Source organism: Arsenicicoccus bolidensis DSM 15745 (genome assembly GCF_000426385.1).
Lineage (GTDB): Bacteria > Actinomycetota > Actinomycetes > Actinomycetales > Dermatophilaceae > Arsenicicoccus > Arsenicicoccus bolidensis.
This window is the reverse complement of record NZ_AUFG01000020.1, coordinates 1-23,957: the sequence shown is the minus strand read 5'-3', so window position 1 is coordinate 23,957 and position 23,957 is coordinate 1. Positions and strand designations below refer to the sequence as shown.

Genomic DNA, 23,957 nt, shown 5'->3' with positions numbered 1-23,957 from the left:
TGCTCGGGCCGGCGCACTCAGGCCGCGCACTCAGGCCGCGCACTCAGGTCAGGACGGGTCGCTCGTCGGCCGGCCCCTCGGCCGGCCCGTCTGCCACGGCATCGTCCTGCTGGTGCCGGGCGGACAGCCGGCTGAGGGCGAAGACCGAGGCGAGCAGGACCGCGAGCCCGATGCCCTCCAGCAGCAGGTCCTTGGGGGCGGAGTGAAGGCGCTCGCCGTAGACCGCGCCGCCGATGATCAGGCTGAACAGCGGGTCCAGGCTCGCGATGACCGGCAGGCTCGACGACAACGGCCCGGCCTGGAAGGCCATCTGGTTGAGCACCAGGGCCAGCCCGCCGGCGATGATCAGGGTGTAGAGCTGCCAGGAGAGCAGCAGTTCCGGGATGCCGTGCTCGACGATGCGGGTGCAGGTCTTGATGAGGGCGGCCGTGCAGGCGTAGAGCGCGGCGACCGCCGTGGCCAGCAGGGCGGCCTTGCGTCGAGGGCCGACGCGGCGGGCCACCGTCACGCAGACGAGGACGAGCATGGTGGTGCCGACACCCACGACGATGGCGGGGTTGCGGGCGCCCTTGGCCTCCGGCCCCTTGGGGGCGGCGGCCCCGGAGGCCCACAGGAACAGCACGAGGCCGCCGACCAGCGCGAGCGCCAGGAGCACCTCGCGCCCCGAGGGGCGCTGCTTGAGGAACCACGCGTTGAGGACGAGGGAGAAGACCAGGGCGAGCGTCAGCATCGGCTGCACGACCGAGATCGCACCCTCGCGCAGCGCCAGCACCTGCAGGATGATGCCGCCGGCGTCGCACACGAGGCCGCCGAGCCACAGAGGGTGCGAGACCATGGCCTGGACGAACCGCCGCACGCGGACGAGGCCCGTCCCGGTGATCTCGGGCATGGTCCCGGCGGAGCGGTGCTTGAGCACCGAGCTGAGCGCAAAGACCGCGGTCGCCGCCAGCGACAGCAGCAGGACCGTCGTCACCGGTCCGACCAGCCCTGCTGGCGGGTGCGCGCGGTCTCGTCACCCTGGAGGGGCGTGATGTCGATCTCGGGCAGGAGCGAGACGTCACCGGCGCCCGCGGTCTCGTAGACGTCGGCCAGCAGCGAGAGCGTGTGCGGCCAGATGACGGCGCAGTCCTGGGTGCGGTTGTAGTGCTGGATCCGGCGCAGCAGGGAGCGGTCGCGCGCCAGCCGCTCGAGGGCGTGGGTCATGTCGCCGTCCGTCTCGCAGATGAGGCCCTCGCGCTCGTGCCGGACGAACTCCGGCAGGCCGCCGGACGCCTTGGCGACGATGGGGAGCCCCGCACACCGCGCCTCCAGCGCGGCGAGCCCGAAAGACTCGAGGTTGGCGGGGGCGATGAACGCGTCGCTGGACTCGAGCATGAGGCGGACGTGGTCACGGTCCAGGCGCCCGTGCAGCGTGACCTGGTCGGCGAGCCCGTGGCGGCGCAGGTAGCGCTCCATGGCCCCCTGCCGGGGTCCGCACCCGGCGATCTGCAGGCGGATCGTGGTGGTCGGTCCCAGGCGGTTCTGCGCCTCCCGCAGCATCCGCAGCAGCGGCATCGGGCGCTTGCGGGCGCTGAGCCGCATCACGGCCGCGACGGTCAGCTCGCCCTCGCGGTCGGGGTAGCCGCCGCGTCTGGTCCACCGGGCCGGATCGACCCCGTTGGGGATCACGTGCACCTGGGCACCGTCGGGCAGGACCCGCCGGACGTGGCGGGCCGCCATGTCGCTCACCGCGGTCCAGGTGATGGGGAGCGTGGTCCACCCCCACACCAGGTTGCACAGGCGGAAGATGCCGATGGCCCAGGCCCACAGCGAGTGGACGGTGACGACGGTCGGGATGCCGGCCCTGGCGGCGGCCCGGGCGACGAAGAACCCGAGCGGCGAACCGACCCCGACATGGCAGTGGACGAGGTCGTAGCCGCCCTCGCGGACCTCGCGGCAGCCGTCGCGCCACGCCGCGGGGTGGATGGCGTGCTGGACCCGGAAGCCGTCGGTCAGCCGGACGACCGCGTCGGGGCCGAACGGCACCCCCGCGCTGGTGTGGCTGGGGGCGTAGGGGTCGCCAGAGGCGGGCGCGTCGCGGTTGCTCGGCGAGCTGGTGACGACCACGACCTCGTGACCGGCCGCGCGCTGGCGGCCGGTGAGCTCTGCGACCTGCATCTCGATCCCGCCGAGGCGGGGGAGGTAGAAGTCGGTGACGTGCGCGATCTTCATCAGTCGTCGTGGTCCTTCGTCGTGCCCGCGCGTCACGGCGACGGTGTCGTCGTGCAGCACGGCCCCCGTGCGGGCGCGCTATGGGCACGCCCACCAGCGATCATGCCGGAACGGACAGATCCTCGCAGATGCCGTCGTCGGCGTGTCGGCTCCCGGTCGTGGGGGACGTCCAGGTCCCCCGTGCTGGCGCGGGCTGCCCGTGGTCACATTGTGATCACCGGCGCGCGTGTGCCTCGGGGGCCGGGAGGGGCGGTCCCGTAGCCTGCGGAGCATGGCGACCCGTGGCTCCACCAGCACCACACGCTCCACCTCGACGAGTCGTGGCGGATCGACGCGCCCCGGCTCGAGCAAGGGCGGCGCGACCCGCAAGCCTGCCCCGGGACGCACGCGCGACGGGGGGCTGCCGCTGCCCGTCAGGGCTCTGAGGGGCACCTGGATGGGGCTGGCCCATGTCGTCGGAGGGGGCGTGCGCAGCGTGGGACACGGAGCCGCAGACCTGGAGCCGGAGCACCGCCGCGACGGCGTCGGGTTCGCCCTGGTCGCCCTCGCGATCGTCGTCGCCGCCCGAGAGTGGTGGAACATGCCCGGGTGGCCCGGCGCGGTCGTCCACACGGTCGTCGCGGGCACCATCGGGTGCGTCGCGCTCGTCCTGCCCCTGGTCCTGCTGGGCTTCGGGCTGCGCGTGCTGCGCGCACCGGACGACGGCCACGCCACCAACCGCATCGCCATCGGCTCGTTCGCCCTCCTGCTCGCCACCTGCGGGATCGTGCACATCGCCAAGGGTCTGCCCACCCCGAGCGGCAGCGCGGAGGAGATGCAGGCCGCCGGCGGCATCATCGGCTTCCTCGCCTCGAGCCCGCTGGCCGCAGCCGTCAGCATCTACGGCGCCGTCCCCATCCTCGTGCTGCTGGGGATCTTCGGCCTGCTGGTCGTGACGGCGACGCCGGTCCACCAGGTGGGTCCGCGGCTGCGGGGCGCCTACCTGCGGCTCTTCCACGGCGAGGGCGCCGAGAGCGACGGGGGCGCCGACGGGACGCCCGGCCACGGCCAGGACCTGATGGCGCAGCGCGCCGGTGGGGCGACCCGGCGCCGCCGCGGCCGGACCGACGCCGAGCTCGACGAGCGTGCCGGCGACGAGGCCTACGAGCAGGCCGCCGTGGTCGAGCCGACCGGCCGGCCCGCCCGTCCCGGCCTGCGACCCGGGCAGAAGCGCCCCGTCGGCGCCGAGGCCGAGGCACTGCGTCGCGCCCGCGACAACGCCGCCGCCCAGGGGCACGCGCCCACCGCCGACGGGGTCGAGGATGCAGCCGATCCCACCGATCCCACCGATCCCACCGGGCTCCTCGACGCCGCCGGTGCCCCTGGAGCGCGGCGCACCGAGGGCGCCCGCACCGCCACCTCCGCCCCGGTGCCGAGCAAGCCGCAGCTGGAGGCCCCGCCGACCGAGCCGCTGCCGCAGCGGGTCGAGCAGCTGGCCCTGGCCGGCGACATCACCTACCACCTGCCCGAGGACTCGATCCTCAAGCCCGGCCCGCCCCACAAGGAGCGCAGCGCCGCCAACGACCGCGTCGTCGACGCCCTCACCGGCGTGCTCGACCAGTTCGACATCGACGCCCAGGTCACGGGGTTCACCCGCGGCCCCACGGTCACGCGGTACATCGTGGAGCTGGGGCCCGGGGTCAAGGTCGAGCGCATCACGGCGCTGTCCAAGAACATCGCCTACGCGGTGGCGAGCGCGGACGTGCGCATCCTGTCGCCCATCCCCGGCAAGTCCGCCATCGGCGTCGAGATCCCCAACACCGACCGCGAGAACGTCTGCCTCGGCGACGTCCTGCGCTCCCAGGTCGCGCGCAACAACACCCACCCGATGGTCATGGGCGTCGGCAAGGACGTCGAGGGCGGCTATGTCATCGCCAACCTCGCCAAGATGCCGCACATGCTCGTGGCCGGCGCGACCGGCGCGGGCAAGTCGAGCTTCGTCAACTCGCTGATCACCTCGATCCTCATGCGATCGACCCCGGACGAGGTCCGGATGATCCTGGTGGACCCCAAGCGCGTCGAGCTGACGGCATACGACGGCATCCCGCACCTGATCACCCCGATCATCACCAACCCCAAGAAGGCCGCCGAGGCGCTGCAGTGGGTCGTGCGCGAGATGGACCAGCGCTACGACGACCTCGCGAACTTCGGCTTCAAGCACGTCGACGACTTCAACAAGGCGGTGCGCGCCGGTCAGGTCAAGCCGCCGGCCGGGTCGGAGCGGGAGATCCACCCCTACCCCTACCTCCTGGTCATCGTCGACGAGCTCGCCGACCTGATGATGGTCGCCCCGCGCGACGTGGAGGAGTCGATCGTCCGGATCACCCAGCTGGCGCGCGCCGCGGGCATCCACCTCGTGCTGGCGACCCAGCGTCCCTCCGTGGACGTCGTCACCGGCCTGATCAAGGCCAACGTCCCCAGCCGGATGGCGTTCGCCACCTCCTCGCTCGCCGACTCCCGCGTCGTCCTCGACCAGCCGGGCGCCGAGAAGCTCATCGGTCAGGGCGACGCGCTCTTCCTGCCGATGGGCGCCTCCAAGCCGATGCGCGTCCAGGGCGCCTGGGTCACCGAGTCCGAGATCAGCGAGGTGGTCAAGCGCGTCACTGAGCAGCTCAAGCCGAGCTATCGCGAGGACGTCGCGGTCGTGGCGCCCACCAAGCAGATCGACGACGACATCGGCGACGACCTCGACCTGCTGCTGCAGGCCACCGAGCTGGTCGTGACGACGCAGTTCGGCTCGACCTCGATGCTGCAGCGCAAGCTGCGCGTCGGCTTCGCCAAGGCGGGCCGGCTCATGGACCTGCTCGAGTCCCGCGGCGTCGTGGGCCCCTCCGAGGGCTCCAAGGCGCGCGACGTGCTCATCAAGCCGGACGACCTGCCCACGACGCTCGCCGTCATGCGCGGGGACGAACCCCCGGCAGCCCCCGTGGCAGCCGCGCCCGTGGCCGGTCCTGCGGCCGGCGGTGACCGGTATGCCGGAGCGAGCGACGACATGGCGACCGGCCGCGTCGTCGAGGGTGAGGGCGACGAGGAGTCCGAGGACGCCTGGGCGCTGACCGATCGCGGCTCCGAGCGCTACTGACGCCGCGTGACGGCGTCCAGGACGCGCAGGACGTTGCGGTGGGTGAGGGCCTCCAGGTCGGTCCGGCTCCACCCCCGCGCCTCGAGGGCGGCGAGCAGGGCGGGATAGGTGCTGACGTCACCGAGCCCCGCGGCGACCAGCGGCGTCCCGTCGTAGTCCGCCCCGATGCCCACGTGCTCCACGCCGACGAGCTCGCGGACGTGCTCGACGTGGGCGACCACGTCGTCGATCCCGGCGGTCCGCTCGTCCGCGGCGACGAACTTCGGCACGAACGGGATGCAGCACACCGCACCGGTCGCGGCCGCCGTCGCCAGGACGTCGTCCGGGACGTTGCGGACGTGATCGGTGACGGCGCGCGCCCCCGAGTGGGTGAACAGCACCGGGTTGGCGGTGGTGGCGAGCGCATCGCGCATGGTGTCGGCCGCGACGTGGGACAGGTCGACGATCATCCCGAGCCGGTCCAGCTCGCGGACCACCTCCCGGCCGTATGCCGACAACCCCTGGTGCACGGGCACGTCCGTGGCGCTGTCGGCCCAGGGGGTGTTGTCGTTGTGCGTGAGCGTGAGGTAGCGCGCCCCCATGGCGTGCAGGACCCGCAGGACGCCGAGGGAGGACCCGATCGAGTGGCCGCCCTCGACGCCGATCAGCGATGCGAGACGCCCGTCCGCCCAGGCCGCCTCGACGCCCGGGACGTCGACGGCGAGGCGGTCGGCATACGAGGCGATCATGCGGTGCACCAGGTCGAGCTGGTCGAGGGTGGCGACCACGGCCTCGGGCTCGGGCAGGGCGGAGGAGACGTAGACCGACCAGAACTGACCACGCAGGCCGCCACGCGACGCCCTGGCCCAGTCGGTGTGGAGCGTGGGCTGGTCGGCGCGCAGGTCGACCGCCGTCGGGTCGCCCGCCCACCGCTCGCGCAGCTGCCACGCAAGGTCGTTGTGGGTGTCGAGCACGGGCAGAGGGCTCTTCGCCAGGTCAGGCATGCCGCCATTCAACCGCAGGGCAACTAGGGTTGTCCCATGACCTCCCAGCCGATCGAGACCGACCTGCAGCCCTCCCGGACGGTGGCGGTCGTGACGCTCGGCTGCGCGCGCAACGAGGTGGACTCCGAGGAGCTCGCCGGTCGGCTCGCCGACGGGGGCTGGATCCTCGTCGAGGACGCCGGGGACGCCGACGTCGCCGTCGTCAACACCTGCGGGTTCGTCGAGCAGGCCAAGAAGGACTCGATCGACGCCCTCCTCGAGGCGTCCGACCTCAAGGAGCACGGCCGCACGCAGAAGGTCGTGGCCGTGGGCTGCCTGGCCGAGCGCTACGGCAAGGAGCTGGCCGACCAGCTGCCCGAGGCCGACGCGGTGCTGGGCTTCGACTCCTACACCGACATGAGCTCGCACCTGCGCGCCATCCTCGCGGGGAGCACGCCCGAGGCCCACACGCCCGGCGACCGGCGCCGCCTGCTGCCGCTGTCCCCGGTGGACCGCCAGGCCGCCTCCACGGGCGTCGCGCTGCCGGGCCACGGCGCCGACGCCGTCCACCACGGCGTCGCCCAGGTGCCGGACCTGCCCGAGGGGGTCGCGCCCGACAGCGGCCCGCGCGTCGTGCGCCGCCGCCTCGACGGGCGCCCCTGGGCACCCCTCAAGATCGCCTCCGGCTGCGACCGGCGCTGCGCCTTCTGCGCGATCCCGGCCTTCCGGGGATCGTTCGTGTCCCGGCGCCCCGCCGACGTCCTGGCCGAGGCTCGCTGGCTGGTCGACCAGGGCGTGCGCGAGGTCTTCCTCGTCTCCGAGAACTCCACGTCCTACGGCAAGGACCTCGGTGACCTGCGGCTGCTCGAGTCCCTGGTCGAGTCGCTCGGCGAGGTCGAGGGGCTGCCGCGCATCCGCGTGTCCTACCTCCAGCCCGCCGAGATCCGACCCGGTCTGATCGAGACGCTGCTCGCCGTGCCGACCGTGGTGCCCTACTTCGACATCTCCTTCCAGCACGCCAGCGAGCCGGTGCTGCGCCGGATGCGGCGGTTCGGGTCCACCGAGGCCTTCCTCGCGCTGGTCGAGCAGATCCGGGCGATCCGGCCCGACGCCGGCATCCGGTCCAACGTCATCGTGGGCTTCCCCGGCGAGACCGAGGAGGACGTGGCCGAGCTGGAGCGCTTCCTCACGGCGGCGCGGCTCGACGTCGTCGGCGTCTTCGGCTACTCCGACGAGGACGGCACCGAGGCCGAGGGCTACGCCGACAAGGTCGACGAGGACGTCGTCGCCGAGCGCGTGGCCCGCGTGCAGTCGCTGGTCGACGAGCTCATGGCCCAGCGGGCCGAGGAACGGGTCGGCTCCGTGGTCGAGGTGCTGGTCGAGTCCGTGGAGCGAGCGGACGGCGATTCTGGCGGAGACGCCGATGCTGACGCTGAGGTGGAGGTCCAGGGTGTCGGCGACGAGGTCGAGGTGGTCGGGCGCTCGCCCTTCCAGGGCCCCGACGTCGACGGCGTGACCCTGCTGTCGTATGCCGACGGCGCGACCCTGCCTCGCGTGGGTGACCTCGTCCGCGCGACGGTGGTGGCCAGCGAGGGCGTCGACCTCGTGGCCGAGCCTCTGGCAGAGCCGCCGTCGCCGGAGCCCCGGACGCAGCAGGCACCCGAGCCGCTGGAGGCGGGGGCGGAGCGGTGAGCGCGCCCGTCACGCCCGGCGGCCGCGCCCCTCAGCGGCACGTCAGCAACTGGAACATCGCCAACGCGCTGACCATGCTGCGCATCCTGCTCGTCCCGGTGTTCGTGTGGCTGCTCATGCGCCAGGGCGGTCTGGACGCGAGCGACCGGTGGTGGGCCTGGGGTGTCTTCGTCCTGGCGTCGATCACCGACAAGATCGACGGCGACCTGGCGCGCTCTCGAGGCCTGATCACCGACTTCGGCAAGCTCGCGGACCCCATCGCCGACAAGGCCCTCATGGGCGCCGGACTCATCTGCCTGTCGCTCGTCGGCGACGTGTGGTGGTGGGTGACGATCGTCATCCTCGTGCGCGAGATCGGCATCACCCTGCTGCGCTTCGTGGTCATCCGCTACGGCGTGATGGCGGCCAGCCGCGGCGGCAAGCTCAAGACCATGCTGCAGGCTGTCGCGCTCGGCATGTACGTCCTGCCCGGCAACGACCTGTGGCACTGGGCCTGCGCCGTCGTCATGGCCGCGGCCCTCGTGGTCACCGTCGTCACCGGCGTCGACTACCTCCTCGCCTCTCACCGGCTGCGGCGCGACGCGCGCCGCGGCGGCGGGGTGTGACGGCGGCCAGGGAGGTGGACCTGGCGTCGCGGCTCATCGCCCGGCTGGCCGGTCGCGGGCTGACCGTCGCCACCGCCGAGTCGCTCACGGGTGGGCTCGTGGTCGCCGAGCTCGTCGCTGTGCCGGGTGCGAGCGCCGTGGTGCGTGGCGGGGTGGTCGCCTACGCCTATGACGTCAAGGCGAGCGTGCTGGGCATCGATGAGGACCTGCTGGCGGCCCGAGGCGCGGTCAACGACGACGTCGTCCGACAGCTGGCCGAGGGCGCGCGTCGGGTCTGCCGGGCGGATGTCGGGCTCGCCACCACGGGAGTGGCAGGACCGGACCCCGCCGACGGTGAACCGGTCGGGACCGTCTACGTCGCCGTGGCCGACGAGCACGGTTGCGCGTCGTGGCGACTGGCGCTCGCGGGGGACCGCGCGACGATCCGCGCCGCGACGGTGCAGACCGTCATCGGACGAGCCTTGGAACGTCTCGGCTGAGTCGGGTGTTGTCCAGGGAGTGCTCTGACGGCGCTGCTCCGACCGAGGGGCGACCGCATGGCAGCACGGCCGCCGCAGGGCCGGCACGCTATCGTGGGCCTCGGATGTCCGTGCGGGTGAGAAGGGAGCGAGAGATGATCCTGCTGCGTCGTGAGCTGGGCCAGGTCCTGCGCGACCGCCGACGCTCGCTCGGTCGCACCCTGCGTGACGTGTCGGCGTCCGCCAAGGTCTCCCTCGGCTACCTGTCCGAGGTCGAGCGCGGCGAGAAGGAAGCGTCCTCCGAGCTCATCTCCTCGATCTGCGCCGCCCTGGACGTGCCCCTGTCGGTCGTCCTCGGCGACGTGTCCACCCGGGTCGCCGCCTCCGAGCGGATGTCCCGGCCCGTGCCCCTCCCCGTGGGTGCCGAGCGCGTGGCACCCGAGCGCGAGCCGGCCACGGCGACCGCCCGCTCCGCGGCCTGACCTACCCCAGGTAGTCACATCGACCCGCCTTCGCATGCCAGGCTGATGGACCTACCCCAGGTAGTCACATCGACCGGCCTTCGCACGCCAGGCCGATGTGACCGAGGCCGGTCGATGTGATCAACCCCGGCCGATTTCTGCTGCGGTGCCTGCTCGACGTCCGGCCAGCGCCGCATCATCCGTTGCGGCTCGGCCCGCTCCGCCCCTCGCCGAGCGGACGCTGCCGTCGACCGTCGTCGTCCGGCCCCAGACCGCCCTGGCACACCGGGCAGTAGAACATCGCCCGGTCCTGCGGCGGCTCCCCGATGCGCGACAGCCGGACCGGCCCCCCACAGCCCCGACAGGGCAGGGCGCTGCGCCCGTGGACGAGCATCTCCTGACCTGGCACCAACGACCCTGTCGAGGTGGACTGCCGGAGCAGCTTGCTGCCATCGACCAACCCCTGCACCCGGGTGACGATGGCCCGCAGCTGGCCCGGGCCGAGCTCGCCGACGCGTGTCCACGGCCACACACGCTCCAGGTGCAGCACCTCCGCGTCCCACATCGTGCCGACGCCGGCGAGGTTGCGCTGGTCGAGCAGCGCCGCCCCGATGTGCCGGTCCGGGCGGCGCAGCAGGTTGGTGACGGCGACCTCGGTGTCCCAGTCGGGGCCGAGCAGGTCGGGGCCGAGATGTCCGACGAGGCGGCCTTCGTCGGCCGTGCGGACGAGGTCGATCATCCCGAGCTTGGTGCCGATCGCCGTCGCCGTCTCGCACCCCACGACGGCGCGGACGTCCGTGTCCCGCAGGTGCCGCAGCGTCAGTCTCGCGGGGTCGTGCGTGCGCCACGATCCGTCCATCCTCAGGTGCGAGTGCAGCGTGAGCCCGTCGTCGAGCCGGTGCAGGATGTGCTTGCCGCGCGGGACGACCTCGACCGTGGTGCGCCCCCGCAGGTCGGCGGTGGCCAGCGAGGGCCAGCGCAGGTCGCAGTCGGTGACGACGCGCCCGGCCAGCGCCCGGTGGAGGCGCCGGGCGGTGCGCCATACGGCATCTCCCTCGGGCATGGGCTGATCCTGGCACGACCGGTCGTATGCCGGGAGCCCGGCGCGTCGCGGGGCTCAGGCGTCGGGCTGGAACCCGATCAGCCAGTGCAGCCCGAACCGGTCGATCACCTGCCCGTCCCAGTCGCCCCACGGGCGTCGCTGCAGGTCGTCGACGACGGTGCCACCGTCCGCGAGGGCGTCGAACCATCGCCGCGAGGTGTCGGGGTCGCCGGCACCGAGCAGGGCCAGCATGAGGCCGGTCGTGTGCACGGGGTCCTCGCCGTCGGCTGCGTCCGACCCGAAGATCGTGATCGGACCGGTCAGCTGGCCGTGCCCGATCGCGTCGAGGGGCTCGTCGGTGCGCTGGAGGTCGCCGCGGGTGTGCAGGCTCAGCTCCCCGCCAAAGATCCGCTGGTAGGCGCTGAGCGCCTCTCGGGTCGTGCCGGGGAACGTGACGTAGGGGGAGGGAGCGCTCATGTGGACACCGTACACACCCAGCGGGCAGAAGGGGAGGGCCGGCGTCGAATCAGCCCTGGACGAGGCAGAAGGGGTGACCCGCTGGGTCGAGGTAGACGCGGAAGTCGCCCTCCTGCGTGGGCTGGTGCTCGTGCACCCGTGCGCCGAGCTCGAGGACGCGCGGCTCGGCGGCATCGATGGCAGGGACGCTCAGGTCCAGGTGGAACTGCTGCGGGTGTGCGCCACCGGGCCAGGTCGGGGCGACGTAGTCGTCGATGCGCTGGAAGGCCAGTGTCGCTCGCCCGTCCGGGTTGTCCTTCGAGACCCCGCCGCCCGGGGGGACGAGGTTGACCCAGTCGCGGTCGGCGCCGTCCTCCAGCTCGTAGCCGAGCAGGGCGCCGTAGAAGCGACCGAGCTCGACGGCGTCTGGGCAGTCCAGGACGATGAGGTCGAGCGTGGGGGTGATGTCCATGGCAGGACCGTAGCGACGATTGCGGACGGCTCGCGTCCGGTAGCCGCGATCAACGGGGCCGCTCCGGGGGATAGGTGGGATAGGTGACCGAGGTGCCCTCGACATGGGCGAAGGAGGTGAGCGTGTGCTCGCTCGTCCTGGCCGGGCCCATGATGTCGACGACCTGCACCCCGCGGACCACAAGTGCGTCGGCCACGAGCGAGCGGTGGCACCGCCAGGGCACGGCCTCGGCGCACATGATGGCCGTCCGACGCTCGCCCGCCAGGTCCACGAGATCGTCCACCGCCGCACCGAACTCGGGCGTCTGCATGTAGTCGGCGTAGCCGCGGAAGGACGCGTTGCGCCAGGCTCCGTTGACCGACTCCGGCACCCCCTTGCGCAGGCCGCCGAGCTCCTTGAGGTAGACGTACCGGACTCCGCGCTCTGGGAGCGAGCTCTCGAGGGCGTTCTGGGAGTACTGCGGGTTGCGGCGTGACCCCGGCACCGTGCGGATGTCGACCAGCTGGGTGATGTCGTGCTCGCGCAGCAGCCCGACGAGCTCCTCGATGGGGCGTGTCGAGTGCCCGACGGTCCAGATCGTCATGCGCCGAGCCCTGTCCAGCACGTGTGCGGCCTCCATCCTGGCGTCGTCGCGAGCGGTGGAGCCGGCTCTGCTCGGTCGTCCCACGGTGTCACCGGCGCAGCCGCAGCCCGCGGGGGGTGTGGTGGAAGCCCGCGTCGGCCAGTGCCTGGACCAGGGGGTGGTCGGACCCGAGGAGCGCGGCGCCGTCGGCGCGCTCGACGCTGAGCCTGCCGAGCGCCCCACGATGCACCACGTCGGCCAGGGCCTTGGCGGCAGCGCCGAGGTCGGCGGGGTCCTCGCTGAAGGACAGCAGCGTCTTGCCGCCCCGCTCCACGTAGAGCACGAGCCGCCCGTCGACCAGGACGACGAGGGCGCCGGCCTTGCGAGCTGGACGATGCCTGCCGGCGTCGTCGGGACGCTCCGGCCAGGGGAGCGCGGCGCCGTAGACGTTGGCGGGGTCGGTGGCGGCCAGGACCAGGGCGGGACGCTCAGGCTGGGCGCCGCGTCGCTGAGCGCTCACCGACCAGGCGTCGCCGAGGTGCGCGAGCGGGCTGGCCGGCAGGCCGGCGCCCTGCTGGCCACCGGCCGTGTCGTCCAGGACCCGGCTGCCGGCGCGCAGGCGGTCCACCGCTCCCGCGGTCGCGAACTGGGACCCGCCCAGACCCTCCACGAAGTAGCCGCGTCGGACGCGGCCCGCCTCCTCTGCGGCCGCGAGGACGCGATAGACCGAGGCGAAGCCGCCCACGACCTCCTCGGCCACCGCACTGCCTCGGGTGACCACGCCGTAGCGGTCGAGCAGCAGCTCCGCCTGAGCCCACGCGCGGACGGTCGCGTCGGTCTCGGTGGCCGGCAGGACGCTCCAGCGTCCGACGCCGCGAGGGTCGGTGATGCGGACGGCCGAGGCGGGCCGAGCCAGACCGCTGCGTGGACCGCCCCCGCGCAGGGTGCCGAGCGTGCCTCGCCGCCCGCCGCGTCCGGACCGAGGTCCGCTGCGGCGCGGCTTGTGCGCCGTGTGGCCACCGTCGAGCAGGCCCCGCACGGCGGTGAACGTGTCGCCGGTGACGTGCCCACCCCAGACCAGGGCCCACAGGTCGTCGACGACCGTGGCGTCGGTGCCGCGTCCGAGAGCCGCGGCGAGGCCGGTGACGAAGTGTGCCCCGCCCAGCCGCAGGTGCTCGAGCAGCGCCAGCTGCTCGGCGCTGAGATCGGCGTCCGGACCCGGGACGGCCAGGGTCAGGTGGGAGGTGTCGGCCAGGTGCAAGGAGACCCAGCCGTCGTCTCCCGGCAGCGAGCCGTGGCCCTGCCACAGCACCTCACCGGTCGCCATCAGCTCGTCGAGCAGGGCAGGTGAGTAGTCGGGGACGCGGGCCGGCAGCACGAGCGTCTCAACGGCGCTGGCCGTCAGGCGCGCCCCGGCCAGCTGCTCCACGGCCCGGGCCACGGCCTCGACGCCGCGGCTCCGGTCGCCGATGCCGTGCCAGGCGGGCACGAAGCGCGCCAGGTCGGTGACCGGGACCGGCTCGACCTCGGCGCGCAACGCGGCCAGCGAGCGGCGCCGCAGCGTGCGCAGGACCTGCACGTCGCAGTACTCGATCCCGTGCTGGCCACCACCGAGCTGCTCGGGCAGCAGCTCCCCCTCGACGAGCTGCCCGCGGCCTACCAGACGAGCCAGGGCGTGCGTGGCGACCGAGGTGCCGAGGCCGAAGGCCGCGGCGACGGCCGCGGCCGTGAACGGCCCGTGGGTGCGCGCGTAACGATGGACGAGCCCCCCAAGCGGGTCGTCGCCGCCGTCCAGCAGGCTGTCGGCGATGCCCGGAGGCACGGCCACCCCGAGCGCATCACGCAGCCGACCTGCGTCCTCGACGACGGCCCAGCGCTCCTCGTCGCTAATGCGGACCCGCACGACGCGGCGTGCCGACTCGAGTGCCTCCAGCCAGGTCGCGGCCTGCCCCTCGTTCGGGTAGGCGTCCTCGTCGACGACGGCGCAGCGTGCCGCGACCTCCGGGGTCGTCAACGGCCCCACGACGCGCAGGAGGTCGGCGACACCCTCGGCGTCCCGGCACCGTCGACCCGGCGAGAGTCGTTGCAGGTCGGCCTCCGTCGCCGTGATGACCTCGGGATCCAGGAGGTCCCGCAAGGAGCTGCCGGCGTCCTGACCGAGCAGGTCCGACAGCAGGTCGGCGTCGAGGGAGAGCGCGGCGGCCCGGCGCTCGGCCAGGGGGGAGTCGCCCTCGTAGAGGTACTGGGCGACGTAGCCGAACAGCAGGCTCTTGGCGAACGGCGACGGTGTGGGCGTCTCGACCTCGACGACGCGGACGTCCCTCGACCGCACGCGGGTCATCAGGTCGATCAGGCCGGGGACGTCGAAGACGTCCTGGAGACACTCGCGCACGGCCTCGAGCACGATGGGGAAGGACGGGTAGCGGCTGGCCACCTCGAGCAGCTGGGCGGAGCGCTGCCGCTGCTGCCACAAGGCCTGGCGCTTGCCGGGCTGGCGCCTCGGCAGCAGCAGGGCGCGGGCGGCGCACTCCCGGAACCGCGCGGCGAACACGGCGGAGCTGCCGATCTCGGCCGTCACGAGGGCCCGCACGTCGTCCGGGTCGAGGGTGATCAGGTCGACGATCTCGCGGGTCCAGCCCGAGACGTCACCGGCATCCCCGTCCGGCCCGTCGTGCCCGTCGAAGGCGTCGTCCAGGTCGGGCAGGCGCAGGATGATGCCGTCGTCGGCGTTCATCGCCTGCACGTCGTAGCCGAACCGCTCGCGGAAGCGGGCCGCCACGGCCAGGGCCCAGGGCGCGTGCACCTGCTGGCCGTAGGGGGAGTGGATCGCGATCCGCCAGTCCCCGATCTCGTCGCGGAAGCGCTCCACCACGACGGTCCGGTCGTCGGGCACCACGCCCGTCGCCTCGCGCTGCTCGCCGAGATAGTCGACGAGGTTGTCGGCCGCCCAGGCGTCCAGCCCCCCGTCGGACAGCCGTCGTATGGCGTCCTCCCGCGGCAGCCGGGAGAGCTCGCGCAGCTGTGCCCCCACCGCCGCCCCGAGCTCGGCCGGGCGCCCGAGCTGGTCGCCCTTCCAGAACGGCAGCCGCCCGGGCTGGCCCGGGGCCGGGGTGACGAGCACCCGGTCGTGCGTGATGTCCTCGATCCGCCAGGCCGTCGAGCCGAGGGTGAAGACGTCGCCGACCCGCGACTCGTAGACCATCTCCTCGTCGAGCTCGCCCACGCGGCGGCCGGGTCCGTCGCCGGTGGCGAGCATGACGGCATACAGCCCGCGGTCGGGGATGGTGCCGCCGCTGGTGACGGCCAGCCGCTGCGCACCGGGACGACCGGACACGGTGTCGGCGACGCGGTCCCAGACGATCCGGGGACGCAGCTCGGCGAACTCGTCGCTGGGGTAGCGCCCGGCGAGCATGTCGAGGGTGGCCTCGAGGACGGACCGGGGCAGGGACGCGTAGGGCGCCGCTCGCCGGACCAGCTGCTCGACGTCGCCCACGGTCCAGTCGTCCAGCGCGCACATGGCCACGATCTGCTGGGCGAGGACGTCGACGGGGTTGGCGGGGATGCGCAGCGCCTCGATCGCGCCGGCGCGCATGCGGTCGATGACCACGGCGGTCTGGACCAGGTCGGCGCGGTACTTGGGGAAGAACACGCCCCGGGAGACCGCCCCCACCTGGTGCCCGGCGCGGCCGACACGCTGCAGGCCGCTGGCCACGCTCGGGGGGCTCTCGACCTGGACCACGAGGTCCACCGCGCCCATGTCGATGCCGAGCTCGAGCGAGCTGGTGGCGACCACGGCGGGCAGCAGGCCGGACTTGAGGGCCTCCTCGATCTCCTGGCGGTGCTCCTTGCTCACGGATCCGTGGTGGGCCCGCGCCAGCACCGGTGCGGCGCCGTGGCTCTGCCCGGCCTGCCCCATGAGGTGCGCGGGGGTGCCGTGGGTGAGACGGGCAGGGGCGGGCAGACCGTCCGGGGCGATGGCGGCGGGCTCCGGCACACGGCCGCCGTCCTCCTCCTCGGCGGGCGAGAGCCGCTCCTCCCACAGCTCGTTGAGACGTGCGGTGAGGCGTTCGGCCAGCCGTCGTGAGTTGGCGAAGACGAGGGTCGAGCGCTGCTGGGCGACGAGGTCGACGATGCGTTCCTCGACGTGGGGCCACACCGAGGCGGCCCGGCGCGGGTCCGTGTCGCCGGGTCCGTCGAGGTCGACCGGGGCTGCGGCTCCGAGCTCGGCCAGGTCGGGCACCGGCACGACGACCTGCAGGTCCCACTCCTTGGTCGAGGGGGGCTGGACGACGCTGACGGGCCGACCGCCCGCGAGGTAGCGCGCCACCTCCTCGACCGGGCGCACGGTCGCCGACAGGCCGACGCGGGTCGCGGGACGGTCCAGCAGGGCGTCGAGGCGCTCGAGGGACAGGGCGAGATGGGCCCCGCGCTTGGTGCCGGCGACGGCGTGGACCTCGTCGAGGATCACCGTCTCGACCCCGCGCAGGCTCTCTCGCGAGGCGGACGTGAGCAGCAGGAAGAGCGACTCGGGGGTGGTGATCAGCACGTCGCTCGGGCGGCGTTGGAAGGCGCGGCGGTCGGCGGCCGGGGTGTCCCCGCTGCGCACCGACACCGTCACCTCGGGGGGCGGGACGCCCAGCCTGCGAGCGGCGTGCTCGATGCCGACCAGGGGCGAGCGGAGGTTGCGCTCGACGTCGACGGCGAGCGCCTTCATCGGGGAGACGTAGAGGACGCGGCAGCGGCGCAGGGGGTCCTCGGGCGGCGGGGTCGCTCCCACCTGGTCCAGCGCCCACAGGAACGCGGCCAGGGTCTTGCCCGACCCGGTGGGGGCGACGACGAGGGTGTGCTGACCGGTCGACACGGCCTCCCACGCTCCGGTCTGGGCCGGGGTGGGCGCGGGGAAGCTGCTCCGGAACCACGCGCGGGTGGCGGGGGAGAAGCGGTCGAGGACGTCGCTGGTCATGGTGCGTCCAAGAGTGCCACGGGGGTCCGACATACCCCTGCTGCCCACGGCGCGACGACGAGGAGGTCCCCGACCAGCCGGCCGGGGACCTCCTCGATGGTGCTGCGCTCGGGCGTGGTGCCCGTGCTCGTGTCAGCGGCGGGTGTCGTCACCCAGGCCGTCGCGACGCGTGCCGCCGAGGCCGTCACGATCGGTGTCGGTGGTGCGGATCGCGGTGTCGCGGTCGACGTTGCTGTGGGTGACGTTGGTGTCGTGGTGCGTGCCCACGTGCTCGGTGCGGGTGTTGCGGTGGTCCACGTGGTCAGCGGTGTGGACCTCGTGCTTCTTGTTCTTCTTGAGCAGGCCGGCCAGGCCCAGCAGGCCGAGGAGGCCCCACAGGCCGGTCTTGTCGGACTCGGTCGTGGTGGTGGTCGTGGTGACCGAGGTGCTCGGCGAGGGCGTGGCCGTGTCGGCCATGGCGGCACCTGCGGGGACGACGGCGAAGGCCGTGGCGGCGACGGCGGTGAGGATGGTCTTGCGCATGATGATCAAACCTTTCGATCGGGGAGCGGGTCGACGGTGTCGTCGACGGAGCTGGAGGGGGACTGCTCAGTGAGAGCGGTCGTCGGTCCGGTTGGCCGTGGTGGCCTGGGTCGAGGTGGCACGCGTGGCGCCGGAGGCGCGACGCTGGTCGACCGCCTGCTTGCCCTTGAGCAGGCCGGCAAGGCCGAGGGCACCGAGGAGGCCGGCGAGGCCCCACATGCCGGAGTTGTCGTCGGCCACCTTGTCGTCGGCGGCGACGACGGTGACGCTGGGTGCGTGCTGGGCAGGCTGAGCAGCCATCGAGGGGGCAGCAGCGGCAGTGACCGAAGCGGCTCCGATCACGGCTGCGGCACCCAGGCGGGTCATGGTGCGGCGCATGATTTTCCTTTCGTCGTACGGTCGTTCGCTCTTTGTACTGCTTCATGTTTGCCAGGTGAGGGCAGGCTCATGCGGGAGGTTGGATGCGATCCATGTCACAGTCTGCGCGAGGTGTAACAGGTCACCCTGCGTACTCGTGCTGGTCACAGGCTCGGCGACTCCTGAGCGAACCGCGGCTTGCGTTACGCCGTTCGGGTGGCGAGTTGCATCTTCGTGACCTGAGCGACATGGTGTGCGGATGCGCCTGTCCGACCTCCGACGGCTCCTGGACGAGGAGTTCGGGCCCGGTTATGCCCCGACCGTGGCCGCCGACCACCGCATCTCCGGCCTCGGCAGCCGCACGGCGGACGAGGCCGTCGCCGACGGGGTCCAGCCACGCACCGTCTGGTTGGCCCTGTGCGACGACTTCGAGGTCCCGGAGTCCCGCCGGCTCGGACGCGATCGCCCGCTGCGGCGCGACGCACCGCTGGACTGACGCCCGCGAGCAGGTCGTATGCCGGGTCCCGCCGTCTCGGTAGGGTCGCCCCCATGACGACCGGCGCCGCATCCCGCACCACCCGACCGGACTGGGACGACTACTTCCTGGGGGTCGCGGACGCCGTCGCCGTGCGGGCCGACTGCCGACGTCGTCAGGTCGGGGCCGTCATCGTCTCGGAGGACCGCCGGATCATCTCGACCGGCTACAACGGCGCGCCCTCGGGGCACCCGGGCTGCCTGGACGGCCACTGCCCGCGCGGGCTGCTGACCTACGAGCAGACACGCGAGTTCACCGACTACGACACGGGCCCGGGCCGGTGCGTCGCCGTGCACGCCGAGGCCAACGCGCTGCTCTACGCCCGGGCGGACTGCCGCGGGGCGACGGCATACGTCACGGCCCGTCCGTGCCCGACCTGCCGCAAGCTCCTCGCCGGGGCCGGTGTGGTGCGCTCGCTGCACCGTGAGCCGGAGGGGCGCGTCATCGCGGACGAGCTGTCCCGATCCATCGTGCTCTGACCGTCCCAGGGTCGCGCGACACGCAGCGCGCCAATGCCCGACATCGAAATTGTGTTCGGTAGAGTCATCCACAGGAGCTCCGGCCGAGCGCAGCATCGTCCACAGGTCGTCACGACCCAGGGAGGGTCTGTCAGTGGTGGCTCCTAGCGTCTGACCCGAGACATCAACCACGTCACGGGTTGCCGGTGGGCGCGATCCGACGAGAGACAAGGACAGCAGTCATGGCAGCAGTCACCCCCATCAAGGGTTCCAAGGCCCCGGCCGACCCCAAGGACGCGAAGTTCCAGGCGCTGTCCTCGGTCCTCGGGCAGATCGAGAAGTCGCACGGCAAGGGCGCGGTCATGCGCCTCGGCGACGACGTCCGGCCCCCGATCGAGGTCATCCCGACCGGGTCGATCGCCCTCGACGTGGCCCTCGGGATCGGCGGCCTCCCGCGCGGTCGTGTCATCGAGATCTACGGCCCCGAGTCCTCGGGAAAGACCACGGTCGCCCTGCACGCGGTGGCCAGCGCCCAGCGCAACGGCGGCATCGCCGCGTTCATCGACGCCGAGCACGCCCTCGACCCGGAGTACGCCAAGAAGCTCGGCGTCGACACGGATGCCCTGCTGGTGTCCCAGCCCGACACGGGTGAGCAGGCGCTGGAGATCGCGGACATGCTGATCCGCTCCGGCGCGCTCGACATCATCGTCATCGACTCCGTGGCGGCCCTGGTGCCCCGCGCCGAGATCGAGGGTGAGATGGGCGACAGCCACGTCGGCCTGCAGGCCCGCCTCATGAGCCAGGCGCTGCGCAAGATCACCGGTGCCCTGTCCACGAGCGGCACCACCGCGATCTTCATCAACCAGCTCCGCGAGAAGATCGGCGTCATGTTCGGCTCCCCCGAGACGACGACCGGTGGCAAGGCGCTGAAGTTCTACGCCTCGGTGCGCCTGGACGTCCGCCGCATCGAGACGCTCAAGGACGGCGCCGACGCGGTCGGCAACCGCACCCGCGTCAAGGTCGTCAAGAACAAGGTGAGCCCGCCGTTCAAGCAGGCCGAGTTCGACATCATCTACGGCGAGGGCATCTCGCGCGAGGGTGGCCTCATCGACATGGGGGTCGAGCAGGGCTTCGTCCGCAAGGCCGGCGCCTGGTACACCTACGAGGGCGACCAGCTCGGGCAGGGCAAGGAGAACGCCCGTCAGTTCCTCAAGGACCACCCCGAGGCCGCGGACGAGATCGAGCGCAAGATCAAGGAGAAGCTCGGCATCATCAAGCCGATCGATGCTCCCGTCTCCGAGATCCCCGCGGTCGAGCCCCCGGTCGAGTTCTGAGTCGTATGCCGGACCCCACCGCCCCAGGGCGTGGGAGCTGGAGCGGGGCCGCCTCGTGGGATCACACCCAGGAGACCGGCCCCGCTGCCGTCCCGACGCCCCTCGCTGCCGACCGACCGGATCTCGAGGCGCCCGTCCTCACCGACGGTCCGGATGCCGACGCACCTGGTCACAGCGACCGGTCAGATCCCGACGCCCTCGGTGCTGCCGATCGGTCAGGTCCGGACGCGAGGCTCGAACGCGCCCGCGAGACCTTGGCGCGTGCGGAGTCCGGTGCGGCGCAGGGCGTTCCGGACTTCTTGCCCCAGGATGCCCAGGTCGCCCCTGCCACCTGGGAGGACCTGCGCACCGAGGGGCGTGAGGAAGCCCAGGCGCTGACCGCGCCGAGGGCGCCGAGGGCGCCGAGGGCGCCGAGTGCGCGTTCGGGGCGAGGCGGCGCGGCGATCGGCGGCAAGCGCGTACGATCCAAGCCCCGGCGCCGGGGCCGGGCCGAGGACCCGCCCGCGGAGGGCGCGGCCGCCGTCGACGCCGAGCCCGACCACGAGGACGTCGCGCGGCAGATCGTGCTGCGCCAGCTGGCCATGGCACCCCGCAGTCGCGCGCAGCTCGAGACCAAGCTCCGCCAGCGTGACTGCCCCGAGGACGTCATCACCCGCGTCCTCGATCGGATGACCGAGGTGGGGCTCGTGGACGACGAGGCCTACGCCGCGATGCTCGTCCGTTCGCAGCAGGCGACCAAGGGCCTGGCCAAGCGCGCCCTCGCGCACGAGCTGCGCAAGAAGGGCATCGACAAGGATCTGGCCGACGCGGCCCTCGACGAGGTCGATCCGGAGGAGGAGCGTCGCACCGCACGCGAGCTGGTCGACAAGAAGCTCCGCTCGATGGGCGGCCTGGCGGTGGAGGTCCAGACGCGTCGCCTCGCGGGCATGCTCGCGCGCAAGGGTTACGGCTCGGGGGTGGCCTACTCGGTCATCCGCGACGCCATCGCGGACGCCCCGGAGCATCAGCGCGACTAGCTCTCGCGGCTGGGGTGGTGGTGGCGGCCGCGGAGGTGAAGCGTGAGGCGGTCACAGCGAGTGCAGTGGCCTCTGGGCAGCGGGAATCATGCGCGCGTCGACGATCTCCTTGCCGTAGGGGAACAGCGTCACCGGGATGAGCTTGAGGTTGGCGACGGCCAGCGGGATCCCGACGATCGTGACCGCCTGCGCGGCAGCGGTGGTGAGGTGGCCGAGCGCCAGCCACCACCCGGCGATCAGGAACCACACGAGGTTGGCCACCCCGGACACCGGCCCCGCCCCGGGGGTCGTGACGACCGCCCGGCCGAACGGCCACAGCGCATAGCTCGCCATCCGGAACGACGCCACCCCGATGGGGATGGTCACGATGAACACGCACGCGATGATGCCCGCGATGACATAGGTCAACCACAGCCAGAACCCGCAATGTGGATATTGACGCACATCACAGTGGGGGTCTGACGGCACCACCGGGCGCACGAGCACCCTCGAGGTGGTGACGTATCGCCCGGAGTTCAGTCAGGATCTCTCGCTGAGTTTGCAGGACGACCTCCTCATGTTTCGCCTGCTCCTTCCGACTATTGACTTGCCAATTCTGGTTGGTCAGAAAGAAGTCCAGGCATCTCTCGACGTACCGCCAGTGGTTGGTCTCGTTGATTGAGTGAAGGTCAGATCCGAAGCCCATGCACAAAGAGTAGCTGTGGATCGCAGAGTGTGATCGGTGGACCCGCTGACGGCAGCCAGCCGGCTCGTAGCCGGGAGCACGGGGCCGATGGGTGTCCGTGGACCGTCGGACGGTTCCACTCCCTCTGAGGGGCTGCTGGCTCCCTCTGCGTCAACGGTGGCCCACACCGGGGGTATGTCAGTGGTGGTGGCTACGGTTACGGGCATGACTACAGAGACGGCAGCAACGGTGGCAGCGTGGGCGGGGGTGGTCACGGCTCTCGCGACCATTGGCCTGGTCATTGCGGGTTGGTATGCCTACAAGGCAGCCAACAAGTCTTGGAAGGCATCGACAGAAGCGAACGACCAGGCGAAACACGACAGCATCGAGCAGACGCGGCCCTACGTGTATGTCGAGTGGCTTCCCAGTGTGGCGGGGGAGCACACCATCGACATGCGGGTGACGAACTCCGGGAGAACGTCCGCTCGCAACCTGCGGATGGAATGCAACGACTGGCCCGAGCCGATGGACGACTTGGCGGACGGGGTGCTCCGGATGATGAAGACCGCGCGCACGTTGCCTCCGGGGTGCTCGTTCCGAAACTACTGGCTAATTCAGACTCCGCAAAACACGCGCATGGACGGTCAGGAGGATCCGCATCATGCCGGGATGGGGAAACTCGCCACAGTGACTGTCCGGTACGAAGGGGACCCTGCCCAACCGCCGTACGAGGATCAGTTCACATTCGACCTCGATGGGTGGGGTTTAGTCCCCATGCCCACAGAGGGTCCCGTGGTGAATGGCACGCCGTCCCCCAAGCAGTGGTACCGGCTTGGTCAGACCGTGCTCGGCAAGCTGGGAGAATTGGGCCGCTGACCCAACTACTCGTGACCCCCGGTCCTGTGTGGGCCGGGGGTCGGTGGGTGGTGGGGGTCAGGCGTGGCCGTGGTCCTTGCGGCAGGCGCGTCGTGCGGTGGGGGTGTTGTCGTGGTCGCACGCGGCGTGGCTCATGCGCGCCCAGCCGGTGGCGGTGGTGCCTGCGGGGCGGGCGGTGGTGGTGTAGGCGGCGGCAATGTCGGCCACGGTGGCGGTGGGCCGCATGTCGTCGAGGTGGGTGATGACCGGTGCCCACGATGCGGCGATGGTGGCGGGGCGGACGGGGGCGGCGATGCGGCGGGGGGCGGTGTAGTTCGTCATGGGTCAATCACACGAGGGCTCAGGGGAATCCGTCAGGTCTGCGGGGGCGGGTTAGAGCTTCCTGCGTAACGGGCGCGCCCACACGGCCCGGTCGCGCGGAGTAGTCCCGGCTGGGGAAACCCCCGCACAGAAGGAGACTAAGGTGCGGGGGTTTCCGGTGGGCGCAGGAGGGTCATTGCCTTGAAAGAAGTGAAGGGCTCTCCGTCCTTCCATTCCGCGTGTGTGGTCGCCATGAACGAGCTGCTGAGAGCAACGAATCGACCGGCGGTGAGGTTGACGCCCATATGGAGTTGTGCCGACCGGTGACCGCGTGACAAGGGCGGCGGTCACCGGGCGGGGTGTTATGCCGCAGCGATGGTCGCCTTGACGATGGCGGCGGGCTGGAAGGTCGTGACCTCGAAGCGGCCTTCGCAGCGGGCACGGACCTGGTTGCGAGAGAAGTCGTCATCCTGGGTGCCCCAGGTCAGGTCGATGCCGTTCACGTCCGTGTCGAGCACGATGGAGTCCTTGGACTTCACCCACTCGGTGCCACGGGTGAGTGTGCCAGTCTGAAGTGGCCCCACTTGGAGGCGTAGTGATGGCTTGATTTGGCCCCACCCTCGACCCGACCAGACCCGTAGGTTCCGTACTTGTCCGCCAAAGACGAGTACGAGAGGCCATGGGGTTGAAGGAGAGATCGAGAGTGGAGCAGTTCGAACGTATCCGACGGGACGCCCGCGATGAAGGCATGTCGATTCGCGCGCTCGCGGCCAAGCACAAGGTCCACCGACGCACCGTCCGCGCGGCGTTGGCCGACGCAGTCCCACCCACCAGGAAGGTCCCCGAGCGGGCGGCGCCGGTGCTGGGCTCGCATGAGGCCACGATCCGGG

23 protein-coding genes and 1 pseudogene are annotated in these 23,957 nt (G+C 72.1%); 11 read left to right on the top strand and 13 right to left on the bottom strand.

Translation table 11 applies throughout. The annotated features are described in order from the left end of the window. Positions 1 to 43 precede the first annotated feature (43 nt). Positions 44 to 973, bottom strand: a complete 930-nt coding sequence (locus K313_RS0111750; protein WP_029211789.1) for a DMT family transporter — start codon at positions 971 to 973, stop codon at positions 44 to 46. Then, entirely contained in the window at positions 970 to 2,211 is a 1,242-nt protein-coding gene (locus K313_RS20960; protein WP_156911366.1) for a glycosyltransferase family 4 protein, read from the bottom strand. Before K313_RS20960 ends, K313_RS0111750 begins: the two co-directional genes overlap by 4 nt. 271 nt (positions 2,212 to 2,482) lie before the next feature. On the opposite strand from K313_RS20960, the gene K313_RS0111740 reads away from it, so the two are divergent. Continuing rightward, positions 2,483 to 5,332, top strand: coding sequence for a DNA translocase FtsK (locus tag K313_RS0111740; protein ID WP_084412769.1), 2,850 nt, complete (start codon positions 2,483 to 2,485; stop codon positions 5,330 to 5,332). Here K313_RS0111740 and K313_RS0111735 read toward each other — a convergent pair. Continuing rightward, positions 5,326 to 6,315 (bottom strand): dipeptidase, encoded by a 990-nt coding sequence (locus tag K313_RS0111735; protein WP_029211786.1) that lies wholly within the window; start codon positions 6,313 to 6,315, stop codon positions 5,326 to 5,328. The genes K313_RS0111740 and K313_RS0111735 overlap by 7 nt on opposite strands. Positions 6,316 to 6,351: 36 nt before the next feature. On the opposite strand from K313_RS0111735, the gene rimO reads away from it, so the two are divergent. The 4 genes from rimO (at position 6,352) to K313_RS0111715 (ending at position 9,531) form a co-directional block, all read left to right on the top strand. Next, on the top strand, positions 6,352 to 7,986 hold the full coding sequence (gene rimO, locus K313_RS0111730; RefSeq protein WP_029211785.1) for a 30S ribosomal protein S12 methylthiotransferase RimO: 1,635 nt from the start codon (positions 6,352 to 6,354) through the stop codon (positions 7,984 to 7,986). Then, complete coding sequence (gene pgsA / locus K313_RS0111725; RefSeq protein WP_029211784.1) at positions 7,983 to 8,591, top strand: CDP-diacylglycerol--glycerol-3-phosphate 3-phosphatidyltransferase; 609 nt, start codon at positions 7,983 to 7,985, stop codon at positions 8,589 to 8,591. The genes rimO and pgsA overlap by 4 nt, the downstream gene beginning before the upstream one ends. Continuing rightward, positions 8,588 to 9,070: a CinA family protein gene (locus tag K313_RS0111720; protein ID WP_029211783.1), complete on the top strand. Its 483-nt coding sequence runs from the start codon at positions 8,588 to 8,590 to the stop codon at positions 9,068 to 9,070. Before pgsA ends, K313_RS0111720 begins: the two co-directional genes overlap by 4 nt. 134 nt (positions 9,071 to 9,204) lie before the next feature. Further along, positions 9,205 to 9,531, top strand: a complete 327-nt coding sequence (locus K313_RS0111715) for a helix-turn-helix domain-containing protein (RefSeq protein ID WP_029211782.1) — start codon at positions 9,205 to 9,207, stop codon at positions 9,529 to 9,531. A 175-nt stretch (positions 9,532 to 9,706) separates the two neighbouring features. Here the strand turns inward: K313_RS0111715 and K313_RS0111710 are convergent, their stop codons facing one another. The 7 genes from K313_RS0111710 to K313_RS20945 all read right to left on the bottom strand — a co-directional run bounded on the left by K313_RS0111710 (position 9,707) and on the right by K313_RS20945 (position 17,905). After that, positions 9,707 to 10,573 (bottom strand): DNA-formamidopyrimidine glycosylase family protein, encoded by an 867-nt coding sequence (locus K313_RS0111710; protein WP_029211781.1) that lies wholly within the window; start codon positions 10,571 to 10,573, stop codon positions 9,707 to 9,709. 54 nt (positions 10,574 to 10,627) lie between these two features. Beyond that, complete coding sequence (locus K313_RS0111705; protein ID WP_029211780.1) at positions 10,628 to 11,029, bottom strand: VOC family protein; 402 nt, start codon at positions 11,027 to 11,029, stop codon at positions 10,628 to 10,630. 49 nt (positions 11,030 to 11,078) lie between these two features. Continuing rightward, on the bottom strand, positions 11,079 to 11,480 hold the full coding sequence (locus tag K313_RS0111700; protein ID WP_029211779.1) for a VOC family protein: 402 nt from the start codon (positions 11,478 to 11,480) through the stop codon (positions 11,079 to 11,081). Between the two features lie 49 nt (positions 11,481 to 11,529). Then, positions 11,530 to 12,063: a DUF488 domain-containing protein gene (locus tag K313_RS0111695; RefSeq protein ID WP_029211778.1), complete on the bottom strand. Its 534-nt coding sequence runs from the start codon at positions 12,061 to 12,063 to the stop codon at positions 11,530 to 11,532. 88 nt (positions 12,064 to 12,151) lie between these two features. Beyond that, positions 12,152 to 17,005 (bottom strand): ATP-dependent helicase, encoded by a 4,854-nt coding sequence (locus tag K313_RS0111690; RefSeq protein WP_029211777.1) that lies wholly within the window; start codon positions 17,003 to 17,005, stop codon positions 12,152 to 12,154. A gap of 132 nt (positions 17,006 to 17,137) precedes the next feature. Beyond that, positions 17,138 to 17,527: a WGxxGxxG family protein gene (locus K313_RS24255; RefSeq protein WP_029211776.1), complete on the bottom strand. Its 390-nt coding sequence runs from the start codon at positions 17,525 to 17,527 to the stop codon at positions 17,138 to 17,140. Between the two features lie 66 nt (positions 17,528 to 17,593). Next, positions 17,594 to 17,905: a WGxxGxxG family protein gene (locus K313_RS20945; RefSeq protein ID WP_029211775.1), complete on the bottom strand. Its 312-nt coding sequence runs from the start codon at positions 17,903 to 17,905 to the stop codon at positions 17,594 to 17,596. 238 nt (positions 17,906 to 18,143) lie between these two features. On the opposite strand from K313_RS20945, the gene K313_RS0111675 reads away from it, so the two are divergent. The 4 genes from K313_RS0111675 to K313_RS24800 all read left to right on the top strand — a co-directional run bounded on the left by K313_RS0111675 (position 18,144) and on the right by K313_RS24800 (position 21,227). After that, a complete protein-coding gene (locus K313_RS0111675; RefSeq protein ID WP_029211774.1) occupies positions 18,144 to 18,380 on the top strand; it encodes a DUF3046 domain-containing protein in 237 nt (78 codons plus the stop codon). Between the two features lie 53 nt (positions 18,381 to 18,433). Next, positions 18,434 to 18,898: a deoxycytidylate deaminase gene (locus tag K313_RS0111670; RefSeq protein WP_029211773.1), complete on the top strand. Its 465-nt coding sequence runs from the start codon at positions 18,434 to 18,436 to the stop codon at positions 18,896 to 18,898. A gap of 221 nt (positions 18,899 to 19,119) precedes the next feature. Beyond that, positions 19,120 to 20,211 carry a recombinase RecA gene (gene recA, locus K313_RS0111665; RefSeq protein WP_029211772.1) on the top strand — a complete coding sequence of 364 codons (1,092 nt, stop codon included), beginning with the start codon at positions 19,120 to 19,122 and terminating at the stop codon, positions 20,209 to 20,211. A 5-nt stretch (positions 20,212 to 20,216) separates the two neighbouring features. Next, complete coding sequence (locus K313_RS24800; protein ID WP_029211771.1) at positions 20,217 to 21,227, top strand: RecX family transcriptional regulator; 1,011 nt, start codon at positions 20,217 to 20,219, stop codon at positions 21,225 to 21,227. Between the two features lie 51 nt (positions 21,228 to 21,278). On the opposite strand, the gene K313_RS0111655 is transcribed toward K313_RS24800, so the two are convergent. Next, positions 21,279 to 21,671: a YccF domain-containing protein gene (locus K313_RS0111655; protein ID WP_029211770.1), complete on the bottom strand. Its 393-nt coding sequence runs from the start codon at positions 21,669 to 21,671 to the stop codon at positions 21,279 to 21,281. Positions 21,672 to 22,116: 445 nt separating this feature from the next. Between K313_RS0111655 and K313_RS0111645 the strand changes: the two genes are divergently transcribed. Next, positions 22,117 to 22,767, top strand: a complete 651-nt coding sequence (locus K313_RS0111645) for a hypothetical protein (RefSeq protein WP_156911364.1) — start codon at positions 22,117 to 22,119, stop codon at positions 22,765 to 22,767. A gap of 57 nt (positions 22,768 to 22,824) precedes the next feature. Here the strand turns inward: K313_RS0111645 and K313_RS0111640 are convergent, their stop codons facing one another. Beyond that, positions 22,825 to 23,088: a hypothetical protein gene (locus K313_RS0111640; protein WP_029211768.1), complete on the bottom strand. Its 264-nt coding sequence runs from the start codon at positions 23,086 to 23,088 to the stop codon at positions 22,825 to 22,827. Between the two features lie 341 nt (positions 23,089 to 23,429). Further along, positions 23,430 to 23,606, bottom strand: coding sequence for a hypothetical protein (locus K313_RS23555; RefSeq protein WP_156911362.1), 177 nt, complete (start codon positions 23,604 to 23,606; stop codon positions 23,430 to 23,432). A gap of 164 nt (positions 23,607 to 23,770) precedes the next feature. Between K313_RS23555 and K313_RS20935 the strand changes: the two are divergent. Beyond that, a pseudogene (locus tag K313_RS20935) lies at positions 23,771 to 23,957 on the top strand (IS21 family transposase); the annotation flags it as partial.

What these genes read in the sequence shown, in the direction of transcription:
- K313_RS20945 (WP_029211775.1), bottom strand. Translation starts at nt 17,905, where the DNA reads ATGCGCCGCACCATGACCCGCCTGGGTGCCGCAGCCGTGATCGGAGCC.
- K313_RS0111705 (WP_029211780.1), bottom strand. Translation starts at nt 11,029, where the DNA reads ATGAGCGCTCCCTCCCCCTACGTCACGTTCCCCGGCACGACCCGAGAG.
- rimO (WP_029211785.1), top strand. Translation starts at nt 6,352, where the DNA reads ATGACCTCCCAGCCGATCGAGACCGACCTGCAGCCCTCCCGGACGGTG.
- K313_RS0111675 (WP_029211774.1), top strand. Translation starts at nt 18,144, where the DNA reads ATGCGCCTGTCCGACCTCCGACGGCTCCTGGACGAGGAGTTCGGGCCC.
- K313_RS0111690 (WP_029211777.1), bottom strand. Translation starts at nt 17,005, where the DNA reads ATGACCAGCGACGTCCTCGACCGCTTCTCCCCCGCCACCCGCGCGTGG.
- K313_RS0111640 (WP_029211768.1), bottom strand. Translation starts at nt 23,088, where the DNA reads ATGACGAACTACACCGCCCCCCGCCGCATCGCCGCCCCCGTCCGCCCC.
- K313_RS0111700 (WP_029211779.1), bottom strand. Translation starts at nt 11,480, where the DNA reads ATGGACATCACCCCCACGCTCGACCTCATCGTCCTGGACTGCCCAGAC.
- recA (WP_029211772.1), top strand. Translation starts at nt 19,120, where the DNA reads ATGGCAGCAGTCACCCCCATCAAGGGTTCCAAGGCCCCGGCCGACCCC.
- K313_RS24800 (WP_029211771.1), top strand. Translation starts at nt 20,217, where the DNA reads ATGCCGGACCCCACCGCCCCAGGGCGTGGGAGCTGGAGCGGGGCCGCC.
- K313_RS0111740 (WP_084412769.1), top strand. Translation starts at nt 2,483, where the DNA reads ATGGCGACCCGTGGCTCCACCAGCACCACACGCTCCACCTCGACGAGT.
- K313_RS20960 (WP_156911366.1), bottom strand. Translation starts at nt 2,211, where the DNA reads ATGAAGATCGCGCACGTCACCGACTTCTACCTCCCCCGCCTCGGCGGG.
- K313_RS0111695 (WP_029211778.1), bottom strand. Translation starts at nt 12,063, where the DNA reads ATGACGATCTGGACCGTCGGGCACTCGACACGCCCCATCGAGGAGCTC.
- K313_RS0111735 (WP_029211786.1), bottom strand. Translation starts at nt 6,315, where the DNA reads ATGCCTGACCTGGCGAAGAGCCCTCTGCCCGTGCTCGACACCCACAAC.
- K313_RS0111645 (WP_156911364.1), top strand. Translation starts at nt 22,117, where the DNA reads ATGACTACAGAGACGGCAGCAACGGTGGCAGCGTGGGCGGGGGTGGTC.
- K313_RS0111715 (WP_029211782.1), top strand. Translation starts at nt 9,205, where the DNA reads ATGATCCTGCTGCGTCGTGAGCTGGGCCAGGTCCTGCGCGACCGCCGA.
- K313_RS24255 (WP_029211776.1), bottom strand. Translation starts at nt 17,527, where the DNA reads ATGCGCAAGACCATCCTCACCGCCGTCGCCGCCACGGCCTTCGCCGTC.
- K313_RS0111670 (WP_029211773.1), top strand. Translation starts at nt 18,434, where the DNA reads ATGACGACCGGCGCCGCATCCCGCACCACCCGACCGGACTGGGACGAC.
- K313_RS0111710 (WP_029211781.1), bottom strand. Translation starts at nt 10,573, where the DNA reads ATGCCCGAGGGAGATGCCGTATGGCGCACCGCCCGGCGCCTCCACCGG.